Here is a 20911-nt window from a genome sequence, read left to right as displayed (position 1 = left end):
CACCGCTCCAGCACGCCCGCACCCGCCCGTCTGCCCCGGGGCAGACGGGCGGGACGCGAACGGGCAGCATCCGGCGGGATCGTGCCCACCATGGGTGGCGGCGCGGCAGAACGCATCGCTCCGTTGAGCGGGGAGCTGACGCTGTCGTTCCTGGCCAGGATCGCCGTCCGCTACCACCTCGGCATCCGTGACGTGCTGGCCGCCGTCACCGATGTCGGCGGCCTGCGCAACCTCACCGGGATGCTGTCCCCGGACAGCGAGATCCACCTCAACGCCCAGGCCCGCGCCCGCGTTTCCGCACTCTGCCACGTTCCGCAGCACGTGCTCGAGCAGGCACTGCCCGCATGGACGAGGGAAGAACCGAGCGGAAAGCACGGGACCGGCCCCGCCGGGCGACTGCTGCGCGGTGAGGAGGCCGTCGCCGCCTGGGGGCCGGCCTGCCCCGCATACACCGCCGCCCGCACCGGACGCGACGTGCCCGCCCGCCGGTACCTGGCACCCGAGCAGCAGGTCTGCGCACGCCACCGGTACTGGCTCCTCTACCTGCCCCACACCAGCGGGCTGCCTGTGCCCCTGGGCCGCTGCCCGGAGGTGATCGAGGCCCAGCGGCGGCACGTCCGGCTGCTGCACCGCTCCCCCGCCGCAGCGCCGGCCTTCGAAGTCGCCCGTGCCGTCACCGGGACCTGGTGGGAACAGCCCTGGCCCCACGAGGAACAGCAGTGGCCGGCACGCCTGGAGGCGACGCGTCCCATCGAGGCCGATCCCAACTGGTGGAAGGTGGTCGCCCGCGACCTGATCACCTATCCCGAGGCCGTCGCCCTCGCACAGGTCCTGGCCAGCCCCCGCCGGCAGCAGCACACCCTCACCCAGGCCCGCGGCCATCTGCCCTACCGCCTCGGCGAGATACCCACGCTGCTCGCCGAACTCGCCGACCAGCTTCACCGGCCCTGGCTCGCCCGCCACCTCGCCGACGTCACCCACGGCCCGCTGTTCACCTGGGCCCACTCCTTGGTACACACCCGCGCCGCCCCGACACCCGCGGCGCAGCGAACGCTGTGGAAGGTGCATTCATCGCACCGGCCCCGCCCTCTCAGCGACCTCCTCCCCCAGCCACCAGCTGCCGACGGCACCCCGCCAGCGCCCCAGCCGAAGCCGGCCAAACGGCTACGCGGCCACAGCCTCCAGGCAGAGCACGCCTTCGAAAGGAGCCTCGCGCACGCCCACGTCTACCACCAGCGGCACGGGCATCTGGCCGTCCCCAAGGAAGACGCTCCCGACGGCTACCCGCTGGGCGGGTGGTTGTCCGGCCTGCGCACCCGCCACACCCGCATGCCCGCCCACCAGGCCGCCGCCCTCCACGCGCTGTACCCGTGGTGGAACGCGCCCTGGAGCACCCTGTGGCAGCGCACCTGGCACCAGGCCCGCGACCACACCGACACCCACGGCCCGCTCCAGTCGGCCCGCGGCTTCCCCACCACCAGCTACAGCCTGGGCGAATGGCTGTACCTGCAGTGCACCCGCTACCCCGCCCTCCACCCCGAGCAGCAACACCTCCTCACCCAGATCGGCATCACCGCCGCAGCGGCCGCCGCCGCCCGCCCCAGACGACGCAACATGAGAGCTGGCGCTCAAGAAGCCCTCGCCCACGCCCGCTCCTACACCGCCGAACACGGACACCTCGCCCAGGTCAGCGCGACCACCGTGCACCACGGATACCCGTTGGGACGATGGCTCGCCGGCCAACGAAGCCAGCAGCAACGCAAAGTCCTGTCCCCCGAACGGCAACAGGCTCTCCATGCCATCGACCCCTGGTGGTGCCCGCCCTGGAACCTGCGCTGGCAACGCCACTACTACCGCGCCCGCGACGCCGCAGCCAGCCGCCCCCTCCATCCCGACAACGGCTTCAGTGACCTCGACGATTCTGGGACTGCCGACTGGCTGTGGCGCCAGTGCGCCACGTACGACGAACTCCACCCCGAGCAACGGCAACTCCTCACCGACATCGGCATCACCACCGAGGCAGCCCGCACCGCCCGGGAACACGCACGGACAGCCCCGAGAACACCCGCTGCCACCTCGGGCCCGGACGCGGACGCGGAAGGCACAACCGGCCAAGCCAGAAGGGCAGCAGATCCTGCACCCCCCACCAGTACGCGGCGCGCACGGCGTGCCGCCGAACCGAAGCGTCCCCGCGCCCCTCGCAGCCGCCTCGGGCACCGCCCCGATCTGAGGCCGGGCTTCGAAGCAGCCCTGGCACATGCCCGCACCTACGCAGCCCAGCACGGCCACCTCGCAGCCCCCCGCGACACCCTCCACGACGGATACCCCCTGGGCGCATGGCTGTTCAGCCAGCGCAACCGCGCCAAACAACGCGCCCGCGACCACCTGCCGCCCTCACCCCACCTCACCGAACTCACCGCGATCGATCCGTGGTGGAACCCACCCTGGGACACCGTTTGGCAGCGCAACTACTACCGCGCCCGCCACCACATCGAAGCCGGTGAACCGTATGACCCCGTCGCCCGCATCCCGGCACCGAGCACCGTCCTGGGCAGCTGGATCACCCGGGCATGCCTCCAGTACGACCAGCTCCACCCAGACCAGCAGCACCTGCTGAACACGATCGGCATCACCGCTCAGACAGCCGAACAGTGGCCGCCCAGCCCGCGCCCCCGGCCCCACGCCGAAGCCCTCACACACGCCCGTACCTGGGCCAGCGAACACGGCCACCTCTGCCCGCCGATCAAGACCGTCCACGACGGCTTCCCCCTCGGCGAATGGCTCAACCGCCAGCGCGAACTCGCCAAGAAACGCAGCAGCCCCTCCCCCACCCAGCAAGCACTCGCCACGATCGACCCCTGGTGGAACCCACCCTGGCCCATCCTGTGGCAACGCACCTACCACCACGCACAGGCCGATCCCCGCCACCCGACAGCCCGCCACTGGCTCCAAAACCAACGCCACCGCTGGCTACTCCTGCACCCCGACCAACAACACCTCCTCACCCGCATCGACGTCGCCCCACCGACCTGATTCGCCAACGCCCGTACCCGGGCCCAGCCTGTCCCGACAATGAGCAGATGGCCGACGCGCGCTTCTTCAACGACGAGCCCTTCCTCGACTACGAGGAAGGACCTGACCTGCTCGGACACGGACAGTACGCCCAGCATGTGCTCAGCCTGCTGGACCGGGTACGAGGCCAGACCGAAACCGGAGTCCTCGCGTTGATCGGTCCCTGGGGCTCGGGAAAGTCCAGCGTCCTGGGCAAGGTGACACGCCGGCTACGGGAAACGGAGAACGGTGAAGGCTGGCTGGTCGCGGAACTCAACCCGTGGCTGTACTCCGATCTGGAGTCGCTGACGCTGGCGCTGTTCAGCGAGATCCGCGAAGCCCTGCCGGATGACGGACGGTGGTCCGATGCGCGGGAGAAGATCGGCGGATTCGGAAAAGCCATCAGTCCTCTGGGGAAGGTCACTGCGCTCTTCGGCCTGGACTCGGAGGGACTGATCCAGGAGGTCAGCAACCGCATCAGCGGCGACACGAGCGCGTCCGCGGCCAAACACAAAGCCGAGGAAGCCCTGCGCAAAGTGGGCCACCCGGTCCTCGTCGTCATGGACGACCTGGACCGCCTCACCCCAGAAGAGCTCCTCGTCGTCTTCAAACTGGTACGCCTGGTAGGCCATCTACCAGGCGTGTACTACCTGATCAGCTTCGACGAACGGACCCTTCTGGACGTCCTGCAACGCAGTGAGCTCGTCGGCAACAGCGAGCCACGCGCACGCGACTTCCTGGAAAAGATCATCCAGGTCCGGCTGGATCTTCCCGCCTTCCGCGAGCGCGACGCCGACCTCCTGGTCGACCGCTCCCTCGCCGCAGTCCTCGCCTCGCACACCCTGGCCTTGACGCCCGGAGAGCAGCAGAGGCTCTCCGAGGCCTACTACCGGTACCTGCAGGCCCGGCTGCGCACCCCGCGCGCCATCAAACGGTTCTTCGGCCAGGCGGACGCCACCCTCGGCCAACTCACCGGCAACGTCGACATCGTCGACTTTCTGCTCGTCACCTTCCTGCGCACCAGCGAGCCCCGCGCCTACCAGTTGCTGTGGCAGCACCGAGCCGAACTCACCGGCACCAGCATGAACCTGCCCTCACGCCGCGACGAGCGGCCCGAACAACATCTCGAGCGCTGGCGTGCCAGGCTGCAGGAGGCGGGCGTCGCCGAGCAGCACCTGGACGGCGTGATCGGCCTGATGGGGATGCTGTTCGCACCAGTCCGGCAGGCTCTCGGCCATGGCATCGACTTTCAGGCCATCGCGCGACGGCGCGGCATCGGCAGCATCGACTACTTCGACCGGTACATGGTCTTCGGAGTCCCCGACGACGACCTTCCCGAGCACACCTTCGACACCGCCCTGCAGCAACTGGCCGACAACACCCCAGGCACCGAAGCAGATGAACTCCTCCTACGCCTGCGCGACGACACCCAGCGCATCACCCGCCGCATCGGTTACAAACGCGCCGCCGGCACCCCCCTGCCGGCGGCCGCGCTCCTCAAAGCCGCAGCCCCGCACTACGGCCACTTCACCGCCGCCCCTCAAGGGGCCCTCGGCCTGTTCACTGCGGACCGCGCCATGGACTTCCTCGCAAAAGACCTCCTGACCGACCTTGCCGAGCCCGACCGGCCCGCAATCCTCAAGACCATGGCCGAGACCCCTGCCGGAGCCGTCCTGGCTGCTCGCACCCTCCAACGCGTCACCAGCCGCAACGACTCCGATACCCCGGACCACACACAGGCAGCAGCCACGCCCGACTGGATAGGTGATGCCCGCTCACTGATCAGCCGCGAGATCGAACGGCACATCGCCCCCGCCGCAAGCCGTCCTGTCGACGAACTCACCGAGCTGGAGATCACCCTCATCTGGGCATGGCGCCACACCGCATCCGAAGCCACCCGGGTCTGGATCAACCAGCAGTTCGACGAGACATGGACCCCGCTCGACCTCCTCGCTGTGCTCCTCCCGCCCGACCGGGCGCCCTTCCCTGTCATCGACGACGCCACCGTGCAAAGCCTCGACGCGCTCATCGGCCTCGAAGCGCTGTACAGCCGCCTCGGCCCGCTCCTCGACACCCCCGCAGCAGACCCCGACAGCTCCCAGGACGAACACCGAGCGCGCATCCTCCAAGCACTGCGCGAACACCGCGGCAACGCCCCGAGCAGCGGCTGACGATCACCCGCCCCACACCTCCCGACAAGAGGGACTAGCAAGCCGTGACAGACAATCCGCTCGCCCTCGCGCCCGAGCAATGGCAGCGCCTCGCCGCCGCCCGCCAGGCCTACACCGACACCGTCAGCCCCTACTACGACGAGACCCTGCAAGAAGTGACACGACGTGCATGCACCAGCGGAAGCATCGGCAAAGCCGACATCGGAGCACTGCTGATGTGGAAACGGCTCAGAGCCGACACCCCCTGGGCGGCCGAACTCATGGCGCTCGCAGACACCGACGTACGCCGCGCTACCGCCGAAGCCACGACCGCCGCTCAGGACACCACTCTCAGCCGCTGCACGGGAGCACAAGCCGGCCGCGCCGCCCTCGCCCACCTACCAGGCTTCCGCACTGGTGACGCCCTCGCCTCCGCCGTCCTCACCGCGGCCGCACCAGACCGCATGGCCATCTACGACCGGCGAGCCCACAACGGACTGCGCACCCTCGGCATCACCCTCAGCCACGCACCCGGCCGCTACAGCCGCTACATAGCAACGATCGACCAACTCCTCGCAGCCGCCCCAGCCCCAATCCGCACCTGGACCCCACGCGACATCGACACCGCCCTGTACTGGATGACCGCATAGCAGCACTCAACGAATCTGATCAACACGCCCGGAAGATGCCCACACCTGACTAACGCCCGCTCCACCTGACAAAACAGCAGCTCAACGCAGAGAACTGAAACCCCGGTCCCCCATCACCAAGCCGTTACAGCTCGGCCTCGGAGCCCTATCGGCCCCAACACCAAACTGATCACCCCAGGCCAGCCCACCACCCACTGATCAGAAAAACCGCCCCTGGACATGGATGCGCTCCGGGAACTGGGCATGGAGTGGGCGTAGCCCGAAGGGCCGGCCAGGAGTGGCTGGCCCTTCGGGCTCTTGTTGTCCGTCATATGGAGCGCGGTCGACTGCCAAAATCAGGGTCGCGACACAGCAGCACGGATTCTGTGGTCGGTGCGAATATTGTCGGCCAAGTGCCGGAAGTGCCCTGCTGATACGGGATGCTGGCGGAGTGTCGCTGCGACTGCACTGGCGACGTCTCCGGTCACGGTAGACAACCACGGCGCGATTTTGGCCTGTGGCGTCCATTGGTCCCACTGTGCATCCCACTCGAACGCTCCGTTGCAGCATTCCTCGAGCAGTTCCAGCTCTCCCACAGCTGCTGCCTGCTGTGCGATTTCGATCAGCCACATGATGGCGGCGTCTACCTCACCACGCTCCGGTGACCTGTGCGTGCCAAGCAGCTCAGCCATCGCGCGGACGATGTCCACCGCTCTATGTGGGTTTGCCAGCAGTGCTGACATGAGAGCGGTCGGAGGCACAGTGACCAAAAGGTCGCAGTACAGGGAAGCATCACCGGTGTGAGCTGCGGCGAGCGCGACCAGCTCGTGGGTGGCGGCCGTCGATCCCTCCACAGCCGCTTCCTTGAGTGCTTCGGCACGCAGGATGGGCGGTTGGGCAGGCGTCTGGGTTTCTTGGGAAATCAGTTGGAGAAAGGCTCCGATTGTGGTGGGCCTGCGGGCGGGGTCTCTGTGAGTCGCTTCGCGGACCACCGCACGCCAGGGACCTGATGCGGGTACGAGGGGCACGTTCATCAGGGGCATCTCCCCCGTGATTGCCCAACCGATGAGTTGACCGAGGCTGTAGATATCGGTCGCTGGTGTGACGCTGTGAGCGTCGTCTGAAAGCTCAGGAGCGCCGAAGCCGTCCGAGCCCAGGAACGCGCCTAGCTTCGTGCGCTGCGGGTCGGTGGTTTGTCCTCGTGGCCGTCGAACGATGCCCCAGTCCGCGAGCGCCCAACGGCCGTCGAGCCGAAGCACGTTGGCCGGCTTGATGTCGCGGTGCACCCATCCCTGCTGGTGGGCGGGGGCCAGTACGGAGCAGATGGCTTCGAGGAGGGCTGTGAGTGCAGGCAGTTCAGTGAATTCTTCTCGGCAGAGCGTTGCTGTGGTCTCTGTGAAGGGCATGACAAACCAGGTGTAACTGCGGTCGTAGTCCAAGATCGGGACTGCGTGAGGGTGGCCGTTGAGGATGAGGCCGATCTCGATCTCGCGTTTCATCCGGGCTATCTGCCGGCGGTGCGGATGCTGACCACGCAGTTGCTTAACGGCGACGCTCACACCGGACTTCTTATGCCGTGCATGGAACACGTCCGCCTGCCCGCCATCGGGTATCGGGAGGCGATCCCGGGCGTAGTCCCTGCGGTCGCCACAGCCACCGCGCAGTACCTGGGCCAGGTCGCCGACCAGTTCAACGTGCCCCGCATCCCTGATCTGTCTGGCCAGGAGGGATGAGTCGAAGGCCACCGCCCCGTCCTCATCTCCTACCAATAGACCGTCTTCGTCCTCGGCATCGGCGATCGACGTCGTCATGAACGGCTCGTAGTAGGCGCGCCGCACACGATCCGCTTCTGGAGTCCGAAGCCTGCGGGTAATTTCGGTCTCGTCCCACAGATCAATCAGCAGGCCATGCTCACGCTCCTGAGTCTTCTTCCACGTGGCCCACCACTTCGACGTCGGCCCGTCCATGCTCGAGGGGATGCACAGCACCCACGTCTGCACGGTGTACCCACGCTGGGCGGCCTGCTTCATCAGCGACTGGAAGGACTCTCTGATCATTTTCTGGTGTGAGGTGCCCGCCGTAACGGGATGAAAGTACTTGGACTGCCAGACCGTGATAGAACCGCCCAAGTCGCCAGCGAAGGCATCGATACCCCAGTCAGCCGGGTTGGCAGCGATCGTGCGGACCCCAGGCATCGTGGCGTTCGCCAGGTCAGTGATCATCTTGTCGAAGTCCTCCCTGGCACCGCCCATCCCGCCCGTACGTATCTGATGAGCCACGAAATTGATCGGCGGCACACCAGCCGTCATCGCCACTTGATCTTTCACGGCACCCCCAAAGCCCATCACCAACCATGCGCAGCCCGTGCGGCAAGTACTCTTCTCGTTACACAGAGTAAATGGGACCGTAGTGCCGTTCACCTCTATCGATCAAGAGGATCCAAGACGATTCGACCTCAGGTCCTGTCCCTGGCGGGCGCGGACAGGCACGGCCAGATCTGATCCGGTGTCTGGGCTGTCAGCCCGTCTCGTCGTCGATCAGCCCGTAAGGTGGCTGCGCCTCATCTCTGGTGAAGCGGACGATCACCCGGTCCTCGATCAGGTCGGGGGGGCTGTTGTCGGCGACGATGACCTGCGCCCCGTTCCCATGGTGTGCCAGCCATTGTGTGAGGTGCCGATAGAAGTCGTCGGTACTTACGGCGTCCGCGATGAGGGTGTCGCGGCCGGTGCCGTGTCCGAGGTTCTTTTGGGGGCTGTCGATCATGAGGAAGCCAGGGTGCGATGCTCCGCTCTCGAAGGCTGTTTCGAAGACGGCCAGTTGCCATGCGAGGGTGATGAGTGTTCTAGCTCCTGAAGATGCCACCTGGTAGGGCTCGCCACGCACAAAGGGAGTCAGGTCGTTCGCCACGTGGGCCTGACTAAGTTTGGGGTAGTGCCACTCGGCAAGGAGGCGGCCATACCGCTTGCTGACCTCGCGAAGTACTTCATTTCGGTCCTGGGTGGCATCACCCAGTTGTGCAAGTTCCTCACGCAGCTGGGCCAGGTTCGCCTCTTGCCGGTTCACAAGTCCAGCCCGCTTGGCCAAGCCTTCCTGGAGTTTGGACGCGGTGTTCAGCTGATCGATCTGGCGCGTGGCTACCTCTTTGCGGCGATGCAACTCGTCTCGGGCCACGAGGAAGGTGGAGACGGTCGGTGAGGTGGCTTCGTCGAGGGCTTTCGCCGCACGCTGTTCTTCCAAGCTGGCGGTCTGAGCCCGCTGCCTGGCCGAGGAGAGCGAGGCATCGAGTTCCTCGATGTACGTAGTGATCTCTTTGAGCCGGGCCTTCGTAGAACGGATCTCAGCCGCGACGTCCAGCTGCTCAGCTTGTGCGCTGATGTTGTTGTCGGCAGCGGCACCGAGGGTCAGATCCGGCGTCTCCGGCAGGTCGTGGTCACACATGCTGCAGTGCCCGTCGATGACATGGGGCGAGACAGACAACGGGTTCAAGCAGGCGGGACACGTGCGGACGCGGAGCGGGTCAAACAGCTGCCGAGCTTGAGCCAGCATGCCGAGTTTGAGGAGGTCGTCGGCGTATTGGGCGCGCAGGGGAAGCATGCGTGCAAGCTGTGTCTCCCGGTCACGCAGAACGGCGGAGGCTGTGCGGGCCTCCTCTGCAGCGCGTCGGTGGGTCTGGCGCAGCTCTTCGGCGAAGGTGGTGGCGGCGTGGGCCCGCTGGTCGAGCTCTTCAAGCTGTGCGGTGATCGACGCCAACTGGCGCTCGGCATCCAGGCGGGTCAGCGGGTCGGTGGGCGTTTCACCGTCTTGTTCGGCGACAAAGGCGGTGGCTGCGGCTAGCTCAGCCCGCGAACGGTTGAGGCGTCCCTCGAGCTGTTTGATGCGTGATCCGAGTTCTACGGCGCGGTCGTCGTGGACGCCGAAGACGACGTCGACGACCTGGCGCAGCTTGTGCTTGCGCGGGGGGCTGTTCTCGAAGAGGAAGTTCTTGTCAGCGACCCGTTCGTTGGGCAGGAAGGTCAGCCACATCAGGTCGCGGATGCTGAGCGGGTCGGTGCGTGATTCTGCGTCGGTTGGCGCTTCCCGCAGCTCTACGCCTTCCAGCTTGCAGTGGCTCAGCAGTAGAGAGGACAGGCTTTGGGGGTCGCCGGCCGGGGCGATGACCTTCTTTTCGATGGTGGAGAAGGAAGGCTGGTCCAGTCGTCCGCGGCGGACGAAGGCCACGGTGGAGGGCTCGCCTACGGCGCGTTCGATGATGTGGCTGTCGCCGGAGAGCTCGACTTCCAGCAAGGCCGAGCGGACCTTGCGGAGGACTTCGGGGTGTCTGGGGTGGTTCTTGGCGCCGAGACCATAGGCGACGAACTCCAGGACAGCTGTCTTGCCGGAGCTGAAGGCTCCCGAGATGACAGAGAGATCTTGGACTCGGCCCTCTGCGGTGAAGTCGATGTCGTAGTTCCGACCGATACCCACCAGACGCAGACGTCGTACGCGGATGCCATGTGCTTCGGTCATCGGTCGTCCTCCGCGAAGGGCTGCTCAAGTGGCTGAAGTACCGTCCTGCCGCTGTCTACGGTTGCAAGAACGCTGGCGAGAGCCGCGGCGGGCCGGTTGTTGCCGTCGACACGCAGCCAGCCTGCGGTCTCCTTGCGCAGGCGGGCGTCACTGAGCCGGCGTAGCTTTCCGACGACCATTTCGGCTGCGGTGGTGAAGGATCTGGCGTAGGTCGTGGTGAGGTGAGCGCTCAGATCACGTCCGGCAGAGGTGATGCGGTAGACGAGTCCGCCCTGTTCATTCGCGGCGGTGCAGCATCCGTAGGCCACCAGCAGGCTCAGGTCATGCTGAATGCGTTCACGGCGGCTGGTGAATCGCTGTCCCGAGGATGCGTAGGACAGCACCCGCGGATCGAAGCCCGCGAGACGCAGCAGGGACGCCTCCCGGCTGTCCGGCTCCACCACCAGGAAGGGGTTCGCGGAGAGGAAGTCGTAGTAAGCGATGCGTTCCAAATTGGCGCCGGGCGGCTTCTGGTTGGCCATGGCATTCATGAGTAGAAGGAGCTGTGCCAGCCGGAACTGGACCTCGTCCTCCGGCATGACTACCGGACGGTCGGCGTCCATGGCGACTCCTCATCGTCGGTCGGGGGCTCGTGCCGGGGCTGCTGGATGTGTGAATCGGTTTCGGAGTGCGCGGCGGCAACGGTGCGCCAGTGCTTGACCCAGCCGGCCTTTCGATTGTCCACGAGCCGGTGAACCAGGCCCCAGGCGTGAGCTACCTCCAGCCTCAGCTGCTTGGGCAGCTGAGGGTGCTCCGTCCGGACGTCAGCCCAGACCAGACTGTGCAGCTTGCGCAGGCTGTCGTCAGCGCAGCACTCGTTGAAGCGGGTCTCCCACACGCCGTGGAGGGTCGCGTCGGTGGACACCAGAGCGATGACCTCCGCCGGCACCCCCTTATGGGCGATCTCGCGCGCGACCAGGTCCGCATTGAAGAACTGGCGCTTGGCACCATCGAGTTCAACGTGGCCGGCCTCTCTCATCTGTCGGATGAAGAGGGCGTTGTCGAAATCAGCCGCCTTCTCGACGCCCACCTCCAGGACGGAGCGACTTTCCTCGTCGGCGGGAGCCACTGCCGTGAACGGTTCGTAGTATGCGCGGCGCACATGATCAGCTTCTGGAGTCCGCAGTCTGACCGTCAGCTGGGTCTCGTCCCACAAGTCGATGACCAAGTTGTGGTCACGTTCTTGGGTCCTCTTCCACTTGTCCCACCACTTCGTGGTCGGCCCATCCATGCTGGAGGGGATGCACAGGATCCACATCCTCACCGTGTGCCCGTGCTCGGATGCCTGCTTGATCACCGACTGGAAGGACTCCCTGATTGTTCTTTGGTGCGTGGCCGCTGTAACGGGGTGGAAGTACTTGGACTGCCAGACCGTGATGGAGCCGCCCAGGTCGCCAGCGAAAGCATCGATGCCCCAGTCACCCGGGTTGGCGGCGATCGTGCGGACCCCGGGCATCGTGGCATTCGCCAGTTCAGTGATCATTTTTTCGAAGTCATCCCGGGCGCCACCCGCCCCACCCGTACGCATCTGGTGAGCCACGAAACTGATCGGCGGCACACCAGCCGCCATCGCCACGTGATCTTTCACGGCACCCCCCAGCGCACGACACCCACTGCTCTCAGCCCGTGCTTCTTCCGTAACACAAAGTCAGGAGTGGCACCGTAACGTTGTTCTCCTCTATCGATCAAGGGGATGCCCCGTGAGTCTTTGGCATCTGACGGACGCTTCACATCGCCTTGCCTGAGAGGGTGACGTGCAGCGAGACTGGCGACGTCACCGGTTCATAATCCACGCGAGATGCTCGGCAAATCCCTCGGCCTCCGCGGCGTCGGGGGTGCGCGTGTAGGTGCACACCAGGCACTGGCCGTACCCGATCCGGCCGAAGACCGGGTCCAGGCCCTCCACGCAGAACGCTTCATGTCCGCAGACAGGGCAGGTGTCGAGATCCTGCCCGTCCGGGTTGTGCTTCGGGTGGTAGGGGTTGGGGTTGACCGCCTGGTTAGCCCGCCGTGCGGCTTCGTCCTCGCCGATCCGTTCGAGATACTCGAAAGCGCGCCTCTGGGAGGCTGCGTCTTCTCGCTGAGCAACCTGCTGAATCCGGTCCTGCTGTTCCTCCCCCATCACCCCGAGGCTCTCGTGTCCGTCAAGGTCCAGCAGGGCTTCGATATGACGGCGCTGGAGAGTTCCGGCACCACGGCCGTGCCGGGCCTTCTGACTGGCATCGATTCCGCTCTGCAGCGTGGCCACATCGATCCGGGTGTGTGGTGACAGACGGGAGGGCTGGAAAAGGGAGCCCTCGTCAACCTGGGGCGCCTCCGAAAGGGAATGCTTGTCAGGGATGAGGACGATGCCGTCCGTTGCAGGCACATGCCCTGCAATCACCTTGAGCAGTTCGCTGGCCGGCAGGACACGGCCGTTACGCTTCGCCTCCTCACCCGGCCACTCGAAGGCGACGATCGCGGCCAGCCCGTTGGACAGCGCCTGATCGAAGATGCCTTCCCTGCCGGCCAGAGACGGGGCGAAGAGGTCCTCGTCTGTCGAAGCAGGCACGGCGAAGGGGTCCTCAGGATCGGCGGCTACCGAGCCGCCATCACCTACTCCGTCCAACGCTGCGGCCAACACCACGGCACATCGGGCGAATTGCTCAGCTCGCTTATCCTTCATGGACAACATGGTGCCGTGTGCTGCGCTCCGTTCAGGCCGCCCCTCCCGCCCCATGGGTACGAGCGCGACCGTGGCGGCCGGGCGCTGTCCTCACAGACGCGAAGTTCCGGGCCGGCGGGCGGTGAATCACGTCGTGGACTGCAGCGTCGCGGCCACCGACCACCGCCGGCCGGGACCGCCTAGAGGATGCTGATCAGCTGCGCGCTGCCGGAGCCGAGCTCTAGAACCCCGGAGCAACGCGTCTTCTCGCGGTAGCGAGCTCCTGGGATGCGGGCCTCGGAGCGAGTCAGCAGTTCGACGACGCGGTCATGGTCCGTGTCGGAGTGAGCATCCCAGATGAGCCGGTCCGGGCGTGTGGGGTGGCCGGAAACCCAGGCGGGCTGCAGGTCGAAGCGGTACCACAACGGCATGGAGCGGATCAGCAGTGCGCTCCGCAGCGGCGTGCTGGTGGTGTAGGCCCAGCACGCATGGTGCACGGTTTCCTCGTCAGTGAGGCCGTTGCGACGCCACAGCGGCGAGCGCCCTTCCATCTGATGCCAGTCGGTCTCCTGCCGGAAGACCATGCGTGCGATGTCCTTGCTGTGCCAGCGCTGCGAGTCCACGAGGTCGAGGCGCCCACCTGTGGGGACGTGGATCAGGCGTACCCGTCGGCAGGTGAAGTCGATCAGCCGAAGACCGGGGATCCCGCACACACCATGGTCGTCGTGAAGGAAGGGCAGGAGGCGGCTGGCAACGCGGTACGCCGTGTTGGTGTGGATCTCCAGATGGCTGAGCTGGTGGCAGATGGCATTCAGGTAGCCGCTGATGCTGGCCATCGCGCTCTTTCGCGGCTGCTCCAGGGGGTGCGGGTACTCACGGTTGCTCATCAGGCACTCGAGGAGGAGGGCCTGGAAGGCGAGTTGCCCGCGGTCGGTGGGGTCCAGGGCGCGACGGCCGCCCTTCGTCTGAAGTCGCCCTAGGTACAGAAGACGCGCGAGCTCCTTGCTGATCCGCTCGTCGGTCGTGTGCGGCATGAGGATTCCTGCTCCGACTGCCCCCGGGCGGCAGCCGTGGAGGAATACATGCACGGACACCGAGAAACACATATAGCGGGACCGGGCATCCCACCCTTCGGGCATCTGCGACTCCACCCGGGCGGATCGCTCGCCTCCAGACCATCCCTGGCCTGTCAGGGCGACCGTACCGGACCACTCGTGGCAGACCATGCGACGCGCCGGGCAGGGCCTACAACAGCTTGGCGAGTGGTTCGTCATCTCGTGGTGGAAGGGATCCTGCGTGACGTGGACGCTGCCGGAGCCGATGCTGAGCACTTCCGTACCCAGCCCTGATCTGCGGCTGGGTTGGGCGGGCGAGCCGAAGTTATGGATGGGGTTTCATTCCGTCTGTTGTCCACATCGGGGAGCGTCCGGGCTCGCTCTGCCGAATCCATGAAACCGACGAGCGGGATCGGTCTTTCACGTGGACGCTGGCGTCGCTGATTCCAGAGGTGGCGGTGTGGCGGATGCCGTTGGCGTCTGTGACGTGGGCGAAGACGCCTGCGGCGGCCTTCCGCCCACACGGCGTGCTACTGCCAGTTCAGGAGCGCAGTACTGCTGATTCAGTAGCCGAAGTGTCGGCGGGAGCAGGCAGACGGGAGCGGTCGCGGCGGAGAGCCTGGGGAGGTACCCGAATCAGATGTGGAGACCTCCGTCCCGTGGCTGCTCTTCTCTACCGACTGGGCCGTACGGCCTTTCGACGACGCTGGCTTGTGACTGCCCTGTGGGTGGTCGTGCTGGGAGCTGTCGGTTTCGCCTCGACCAAGGCGCCTGCGCCTCCCGATGACACGGCTTCGATGAACGGCATCGAAGCACAGAGTGCCTATGACCTGCTGCAGGAGCGTTTTCCCGGAACCTCCGACAATGCCGACACGGCATCGGCCAAGATTGTCTTCGTCGCTCCCCAGGGGCAGAAGGTCACTGCCTCCGACAACCGCGCCACGATCGAGAAGCTGGTCGACGAGGCCGGCGAGGGCAGTCAGGTCAAGGCCGCGGTCAGCCCCTTCCAGGCGGGTGCGGTCAGCAAGAGCGGTTCCACCGCGTACGCGATCGTCACCTACAAGGCGAAGTCCAAGGACATCACCGACTCCACCAAGCAGCACCTGCAAACGGCCGTGGACGAGGCCCGCAAGGCGGGTCTGACGGTGGATGTCGGCGGCTCGGTGCTGGCCAGTCAGCCCGCGGCCGGCGGCTCGAGCGAGGCGATCGGTATCGCCATCGCCGCGCTGGTGCTGCTGGTGACCTTCGGTTCCATGACGGCTGCCGGACTGCCCCTGCTGACGGCCGTCCTCGGTGTCGGCATCAGCATGGTGTCGATCATGGCGCTCGGCAGCACGTTCGGGCTGTCCACGACGAGCAGCAGCCTGGCGTCCATGCTGGGCCTGGCGGTCGGCATCGACTACGCGCTGTTCGTCGTGTCCCGGTACCGCGAGGAACGGGCCAAGAACCGCGCCCCGCAGGAGGCCGCCGGCCTGGCCGTCGGAACGGCCGGTTCGGCTGTGGTGTTCGCCGGGCTGACGGTGGTGATCGCACTGGCGGGGCTTTCGGTGGTCGGTGTTCCGACGCTGACGAAGATGGGTCTGTCGGCGGCCGGGGCCGTTGTGATCGCCGTCCTGGTCGCGGTGTCTCTCGTACCCGCGCTGCTGGGTCTGTGCCCGAATGCCGTTCTGTCCCGCCGGGTCAGGAAGGGCAAACAGAAGAGCGGCGGCACGACGAGGAATGCCGGAACGCGGTGGGCTCAGTTCGTGCTGCGCCGCCCGGTGCCGGTGCTACTTGCCTCGGTCGCAGTGCTGGGGACGCTGGCGCTGCCGGTGATGGACATGCAGCTGGGGATGCCCGGGGACGAGTCGAAGTCGACCGCGACCACGGAACGGCGGGCCTACGACGAGCTCGCGGAGGGGTTCGGTCCCGGCTTCAATGGTCCGCTGACCGTTGTTGTGGACGCGAAGGGCGTGAAGGACCCAAAGTCGGCGCTCTCCACGATCAGGGAGAAGATCGCCGACACGGCGGGAGTCGTGTCCGTGTCGACCGTGACCTTCAACCCGGTTGGCGATACCGCCCTGTTCACCGCTACTCCCTCCACCGCGCCCACGAGTGAGGAGACCAAGGACCTGGTCCGGGCGATCCGCGGCGAGCGTGAGGGTCTGCGGTCCGAGACTGGTGCGACGTTTCTGGTCTCTGGCACCACGGCGGTGAACATCGACGTCGCGCAGAAGATGCAGAGCGCGCTCGTCCCCTATCTGGTGGTCGTGGTGGGGCTGGCCTTTCTGCTGCTGCTCGTGATCTTCCGTTCGGTGCTCGTGCCGCTCAAGGCCGCTGTCGGGTTCCTGCTGTCCGTGCTCGCCGCCCTCGGTGCTGTCGTGGCCGTCTTCCAGTGGGGTTGGGCGGCCGATCTGATCGGTCTGCAGCAGACCGGGCCGATCATGAGCACTATGCCGATCATGATGGTGGGCATTGTCTTCGGTCTGGCCATGGACTATGAGGTGTTTCTGGTTTCCCGGATGCGGGAGGCATACGTCCACGGGGAGCGGCCCGCCGATTCCGTGGTCAGCGGGTTCCGGCACAGCGCCCGTGTCGTGGTGGCCGCCGCGCTGATCATGGTCGCTGTCTTCTCCGGGTTCGTCGGGGCCGGATTGGCCATGATCAAGATGATCGGTTTCAGCCTGGCTGTGGCCGTGCTGTTCGATGCCTTCCTGGTGCGGATGGTCTTCGTCCCGGCAGTATTGGCCCTGCTCGGGAAGAGGGCCTGGTGGCTGCCGCACTGGCTCGACCGGCGCTTGCCTCACGTGGACATCGAAGGTGAGGCTCTCACCGACGGGAGGGCCGGTGTCACGAAGCCTGTCGTCGACAAGGCACCGGCATCGGCGCTGAATTGAACCGGCATGTCCGTGCGCGGCCCGCAGGGCTTCCCGTGGCTTCACGGGAAGCCCTGCGGGTGTCGCTGCGCGCTATGACCGATCATGGACGAAATACCCTCGACCGGAGCACGTGATGACCGCCCGCTGGCAGCACTACGCACAAAATCATCCGCACGCCGTGGACGCGGCGCTCATCGCAGTGCTGTGCGTACTGTCCGGGCCGGTAGCCCTCTACAGCAGCGACAGCTACGCCGAGGGCCTGGGCTGGTGGTCCGCGTTGCCCCTGGCCGTCGTGGCCTCCTTGGCCCTGCTGTGGCGCCGTCCCCGTCCCCGGACCGTGGTCGTTGTGACGGCCGTGTGCGCCAGCGCGGCCGGCGGAGTCGGCTACCTGCTCACTCCCATGCTGCTGGCGCCGGTCATCGCGGCCCTGTACGAGCTGGCCGTGCAGATCCCGCGCAGGACCGCCTACGGGTGGTGCCTGGCCATAACGGCGATGATCGTGCTGTCAGCGGTCATCGGAAACCGCAACGGCCACCCCTGGCCTCTGGCGATCATCAATCCGATCCTGTGTCTACTGCTGCCAGTGGCTCTGGGGACGGCAGCGCAGACCAGACGTGCCTATGTCGAAGCGGTCAAGGCGAGGGCCGAGTACGCCGAACGCAGTCGTGAGGAGGAGGCCCGTCACCGCGTCGCCGAAGAGCGCGTGCGGATCGCACGGGAGCTCCACGACGTCGTCGCCCACCATCTGGCGCTCGCCAACGCGCAAGCCGGCACCGCCACCTTCCTCGCGCAGACCAGCCCGCACAAGGTCGCCCCCATGGTCGCCCAGCTCGCCTCCACCACATCCTCAGCCCTGCGCGAGCTCAAGGCCACCGTCGGGCTTCTGCGTCAGCCGGACGACCCCGACTCGCCCACGGAGCCGGCCCCCGGCCTGCACGAGCTGCCCACCCTCGTCGACTCCTTCACCGCGGCCGGCCTTGGTGTCGAGGTTGTCGTCGACGGTGAACCACAGCAGTTGTCGCCTGGCGTGGACCTGACCGCGTACCGGATCGTGCAGGAGGCCCTGACCAATGTCACCAAGCACGCACCGAAAAGCACCACCCAGGTCAGGCTGGTCTACGGCCGCGACAGGCTGACCGTCACCATCACCAACGAGCCCTCTGCCCGCGAGCCGGCCCCGGCCAGTCCCGGCGACGGGTTCGGCCTGATCGGCATGCGCGAACGCGCTCACTCCGCCGGCGGCCGCTTTGACGCCGGCAGACGGCCCGACGGCGGCTTCACCGTGACCACCGAACTGCCGATCCTCCACTGACTCCTGGAAGAGACGCCCGTCCATGACCATCCGTATCCTGCTCGCTGACGACCAAGAACTCCTGCGCACCACGTTCCGGATCCTCATCGAAGAGAATCCCGACATGGAAGTGGTCGGCGAAGCATCCGACGGAGCGCAAGCCGTCGCCCTCACCCGCACCCATCGTCCCGACATCGTCCTGATGGACATCCGCATGCCCGGCACCGACGGTCTCGCCGCCACCACCGCCATCTGCCGGGACCCGAACCTCGCCACCGCCCGCGTCCTCATCCTCACCACCTTCGAGACCGACGAATACGTCGCCCGGGCGCTGCGAGCCGGGGCCAGCGGCTTCCTCGGCAAGGACGTCTCCGCGTACACCCTGCTGGAGGGCATCCGAACGGTCGCCTCCGGCGAGGCCCTCCTGTCCCCCACCGCCACCCGGACCCTCATCACCCGCTTCCTCACCACAGCAGACCCCCAGTCGGATCCACCGCCGGAACTGACTGCGCTCACCACACGGGAGCGCGAAGTGATGGCCCTGGCAGCGGAAGGCAAGCCCAATGCCGAGATCGCCGACGACCTCGTCCTCAGTCCCCTGACCGTCCGCACCCACATCCAGCGCGCGATGAACAAACTCGGCGCCCGCGACCGCGCCCAACTCGTCGTCATCGCCTACCAGAGCGGCCTCGTACACCCCCGGCCCCGGACCAACGGCACCACCGACGACCGGTAAGGGCGGCACGTCCCGACGTCACCAAGACAAACAAGCGGGCGACGCAGGCCGGGCCGGTGATGTCCTGTCACGGCACTCTGGGAACTCGTCGGTTGCATGGCGGTGTTCCGCCGAGGCGCCTCGGCGGAACACCGCCATGCGTAGGACTACTGTCAGTTCGTCGCCTTCGAGGCGGTGCACTTCTTGTACAGCTTCAGCGGCACCCGGCTGATGATCGAGTCGAGTGAGGAGTTGTTGCGCCCGTCGGCCCACGTGACGTACGCATAGCCGCCGGCGAGGGTGATCCCCGACCAACGGTCACCGGGAGGGCCCATCTCACCGACCGGCTCGGTCACATGGTTGACCTGCACCGGGTCGCTGAACGAGCGGCCGTGGTCGAACGAGACGACCGAGAACGCGTCACCCGTGGTGGTACGCCACATGACACCCAGATCGCCGTTGGCGCCGAAGTCGACCGCCGGACGCTGCGCGTTCGGAGTGGAGATCACGGCCGGCCCGGTCCAGGTCCGGCCAGCGTCCGGAGTGACGTAGACCTCCAGGGTGTTGGAGTCCCGGGGCACCATGACGGCGAACCGGCCGCGGTGAGACGGATCGGCTGCCGCCCATGGGACGGGGTCGGCGGCCGCGCCCAGCCCCGGAGTCGGCACCAGGGACCCGGTGCCCGCAGCAACAGGTGTTCCCCGGCCGTCGTTCACCGTCGTGTTCGTCCACGTTTTGCCGTCGTCACGGCTGACGTGGAAGTTCACCGGCTTGCCCGCCTCCTGCGAGGCGGCCACGAGGATCCCGCCATACACGGCGATCTCACGTCCCGGGTAGCCGCACACAAGCGGAATGCCCGGCGCCACCTCGATACAGGGCATCGGGCCCGGGATCACCCGCGAGTCCTTGCTGAACGTCTTGCCGCCGTCGGCACTGACGGAGACCGCGCTCGGGTACTCCCACGCCGCTCCCGCGACCGCGTAGACCTTGCCGGTCGCGGAGTCCACCCGCATCTTCGGGGCGCCGCCGAGGAGAAGCGGCGTGGACACGGGGTCGGTCCAGGTCTTGCCGCCGTCGGTCGACTTCGCGACCTGGTTGTGGTTCAGCAGGTTCGCGTCCAGGCCCGAGCTGACCTGGTTGTTGTCCACGTACACGGTGCCCTTCGCGTCGAACTGCACGCTCGGCTCACCGCACTTGGGTGCCGCGTCACCCAGCGGCCACGCCACCCGGGTCCACGTGTCGCCCCTGTCGTTCGAGTAGGCCAGGAAACACCCGCCGTCGACCGGCTCCAGGCCCGGCGAGGGCGGGAAGATCGTCGAGACGAAGACCAGATTTTTCGGGTTCCGCGGGTTGACGGCGACAGTCGGCTGGCCCTCTTTGGTGGCCGGCATGTTGGTGACGTCGACCTCGTGAACGGCCGCATGGCCGCCCGCGTCCTGCGGTGCCGCCACGGCGGCGGGCGAACCACACAACAGGAACAGCGCAGAGATTGCCGCCGCCCCTAACTTCTTGGACGAGCTACTGAACAGCGCCATGTCGATCCTTAACTTTCTCGTCTGGCACAACGGGGTTCTTTTTTCTGCAGGGCACGGGACCTGAAACGGCCCAACTCGAGGGCATCCGGCCGGATGCGGCATCGCCCCACCGTCAGCCAAGACGTATGGCCGGACGGCACGCTGCAGTCCTGGCTGGCATCGTGGGGGGAGGAGGAGTCGGGGCCCTGGGTGTCTGTGAGCCATCAGAGAATGGCAGGACCTCAGGAAGGACGGCGTCGTGCAGGTGCAGGTCGGCCAGTACTGCTCTGGCATGCTGCGGAACCGGGTATCTCCTGCCGCAGCAATATTGACATGCGCACCACGCTCGTCATTCGGTGTCCTGTCCAAGGGCATGACCGTTTCGCAGACTGCCATCCGCCACAGTGAGTCCCCCCTCCGCCCGCCGTGCTGTGGGGGCGGGGGCAGACGGTGAAAGGC

13 protein-coding genes are annotated in these 20911 nt (G+C 66.7%); 6 read left to right on the top strand and 7 right to left on the bottom strand.

Translation table 11 applies throughout. The features are described from left to right. Positions 1-90: 90 nt before the first annotated feature. Genes OG736_RS47100 through OG736_RS47090 form a run of 3 tightly spaced genes read left to right on the top strand, consistent with a single transcriptional unit; the run spans position 91 to position 5851 of the window. Positions 91-3033 (top strand): Helicase associated domain protein, encoded by a 2943-nt coding sequence (locus tag OG736_RS47100; protein ID WP_327180488.1) that lies wholly within the window; start codon positions 91-93, stop codon positions 3031-3033. A gap of 47 nt (positions 3034-3080) precedes the next feature. After that, on the top strand, positions 3081-5222 hold the full coding sequence (locus tag OG736_RS47095; RefSeq protein WP_327180489.1) for a P-loop NTPase fold protein: 2142 nt from the start codon (positions 3081-3083) through the stop codon (positions 5220-5222). A gap of 44 nt (positions 5223-5266) precedes the next feature. Further along, positions 5267-5851: a hypothetical protein gene (locus OG736_RS47090; protein WP_327180490.1), complete on the top strand. Its 585-nt coding sequence runs from the start codon at positions 5267-5269 to the stop codon at positions 5849-5851. A gap of 335 nt (positions 5852-6186) precedes the next feature. Here OG736_RS47090 and OG736_RS47085 read toward each other — a convergent pair whose 3' ends face one another. From OG736_RS47085 to OG736_RS47060, 6 genes are all read right to left on the bottom strand, one after another. Continuing rightward, positions 6187-8157 carry a serine/threonine-protein kinase gene (locus tag OG736_RS47085; protein WP_327188317.1) on the bottom strand — a complete coding sequence of 657 codons (1971 nt, stop codon included), beginning with the start codon at positions 8155-8157 and terminating at the stop codon, positions 6187-6189. 190 nt (positions 8158-8347) lie between these two features. Continuing rightward, positions 8348-10336 (bottom strand): coiled-coil domain-containing protein, encoded by a 1989-nt coding sequence (locus OG736_RS47080; protein WP_327188316.1) that lies wholly within the window; start codon positions 10334-10336, stop codon positions 8348-8350. Continuing rightward, entirely contained in the window at positions 10333-10938 is a 606-nt protein-coding gene (locus OG736_RS47075) for an ABC-three component system middle component 2 (protein ID WP_327188315.1), read from the bottom strand. Before OG736_RS47075 ends, OG736_RS47080 begins: the two co-directional genes overlap by 4 nt. Further along, on the bottom strand, positions 10917-11963 hold the full coding sequence (locus tag OG736_RS47070; RefSeq protein WP_327188314.1) for a serine/threonine protein kinase: 1047 nt from the start codon (positions 11961-11963) through the stop codon (positions 10917-10919). Before OG736_RS47070 ends, OG736_RS47075 begins: the two co-directional genes overlap by 22 nt. Before the next feature lie 186 nt (positions 11964-12149). Further along, positions 12150-13040, bottom strand: a complete 891-nt coding sequence (locus OG736_RS47065) for a hypothetical protein (RefSeq protein WP_327188313.1) — start codon at positions 13038-13040, stop codon at positions 12150-12152. 179 nt (positions 13041-13219) lie between these two features. Beyond that, positions 13220-14053, bottom strand: a complete 834-nt coding sequence (locus tag OG736_RS47060; protein ID WP_327188312.1) for a hypothetical protein — start codon at positions 14051-14053, stop codon at positions 13220-13222. A 680-nt stretch (positions 14054-14733) separates the two neighbouring features. Here OG736_RS47060 and OG736_RS47055 point away from each other — a divergent pair. The 3 genes from OG736_RS47055 to OG736_RS47045 all read left to right on the top strand — a co-directional run bounded on the left by OG736_RS47055 (position 14734) and on the right by OG736_RS47045 (position 18959). Beyond that, positions 14734-16950 carry an MMPL family transporter gene (locus tag OG736_RS47055; RefSeq protein ID WP_327188311.1) on the top strand — a complete coding sequence of 739 codons (2217 nt, stop codon included), beginning with the start codon at positions 14734-14736 and terminating at the stop codon, positions 16948-16950. Between the two features lie 115 nt (positions 16951-17065). Further along, complete coding sequence (locus OG736_RS47050; protein WP_327188310.1) at positions 17066-18244, top strand: sensor histidine kinase; 1179 nt, start codon at positions 17066-17068, stop codon at positions 18242-18244. Positions 18245-18266: 22 nt separating this feature from the next. Further along, positions 18267-18959, top strand: a complete 693-nt coding sequence (locus OG736_RS47045) for a response regulator transcription factor (RefSeq protein ID WP_327188309.1) — start codon at positions 18267-18269, stop codon at positions 18957-18959. A gap of 152 nt (positions 18960-19111) precedes the next feature. Here the strand turns inward: OG736_RS47045 and OG736_RS47040 are convergent, their stop codons facing one another. Further along, positions 19112-20473 carry a sialidase family protein gene (locus OG736_RS47040; protein WP_327188308.1) on the bottom strand — a complete coding sequence of 454 codons (1362 nt, stop codon included), beginning with the start codon at positions 20471-20473 and terminating at the stop codon, positions 19112-19114. Positions 20474-20911 lie beyond the last annotated feature (438 nt).

Origin of the sequence: Streptomyces sp. NBC_01334, assembly GCF_035983595.1 — a bacterium.
In the GTDB taxonomy this organism is placed as follows: domain Bacteria; phylum Actinomycetota; class Actinomycetes; order Streptomycetales; family Streptomycetaceae; genus Streptomyces; species Streptomyces coriariae.
The sequence above is the reverse complement of the archived record's forward strand: the minus strand, read 5'-3'. Positions and strand labels throughout refer to the sequence as shown.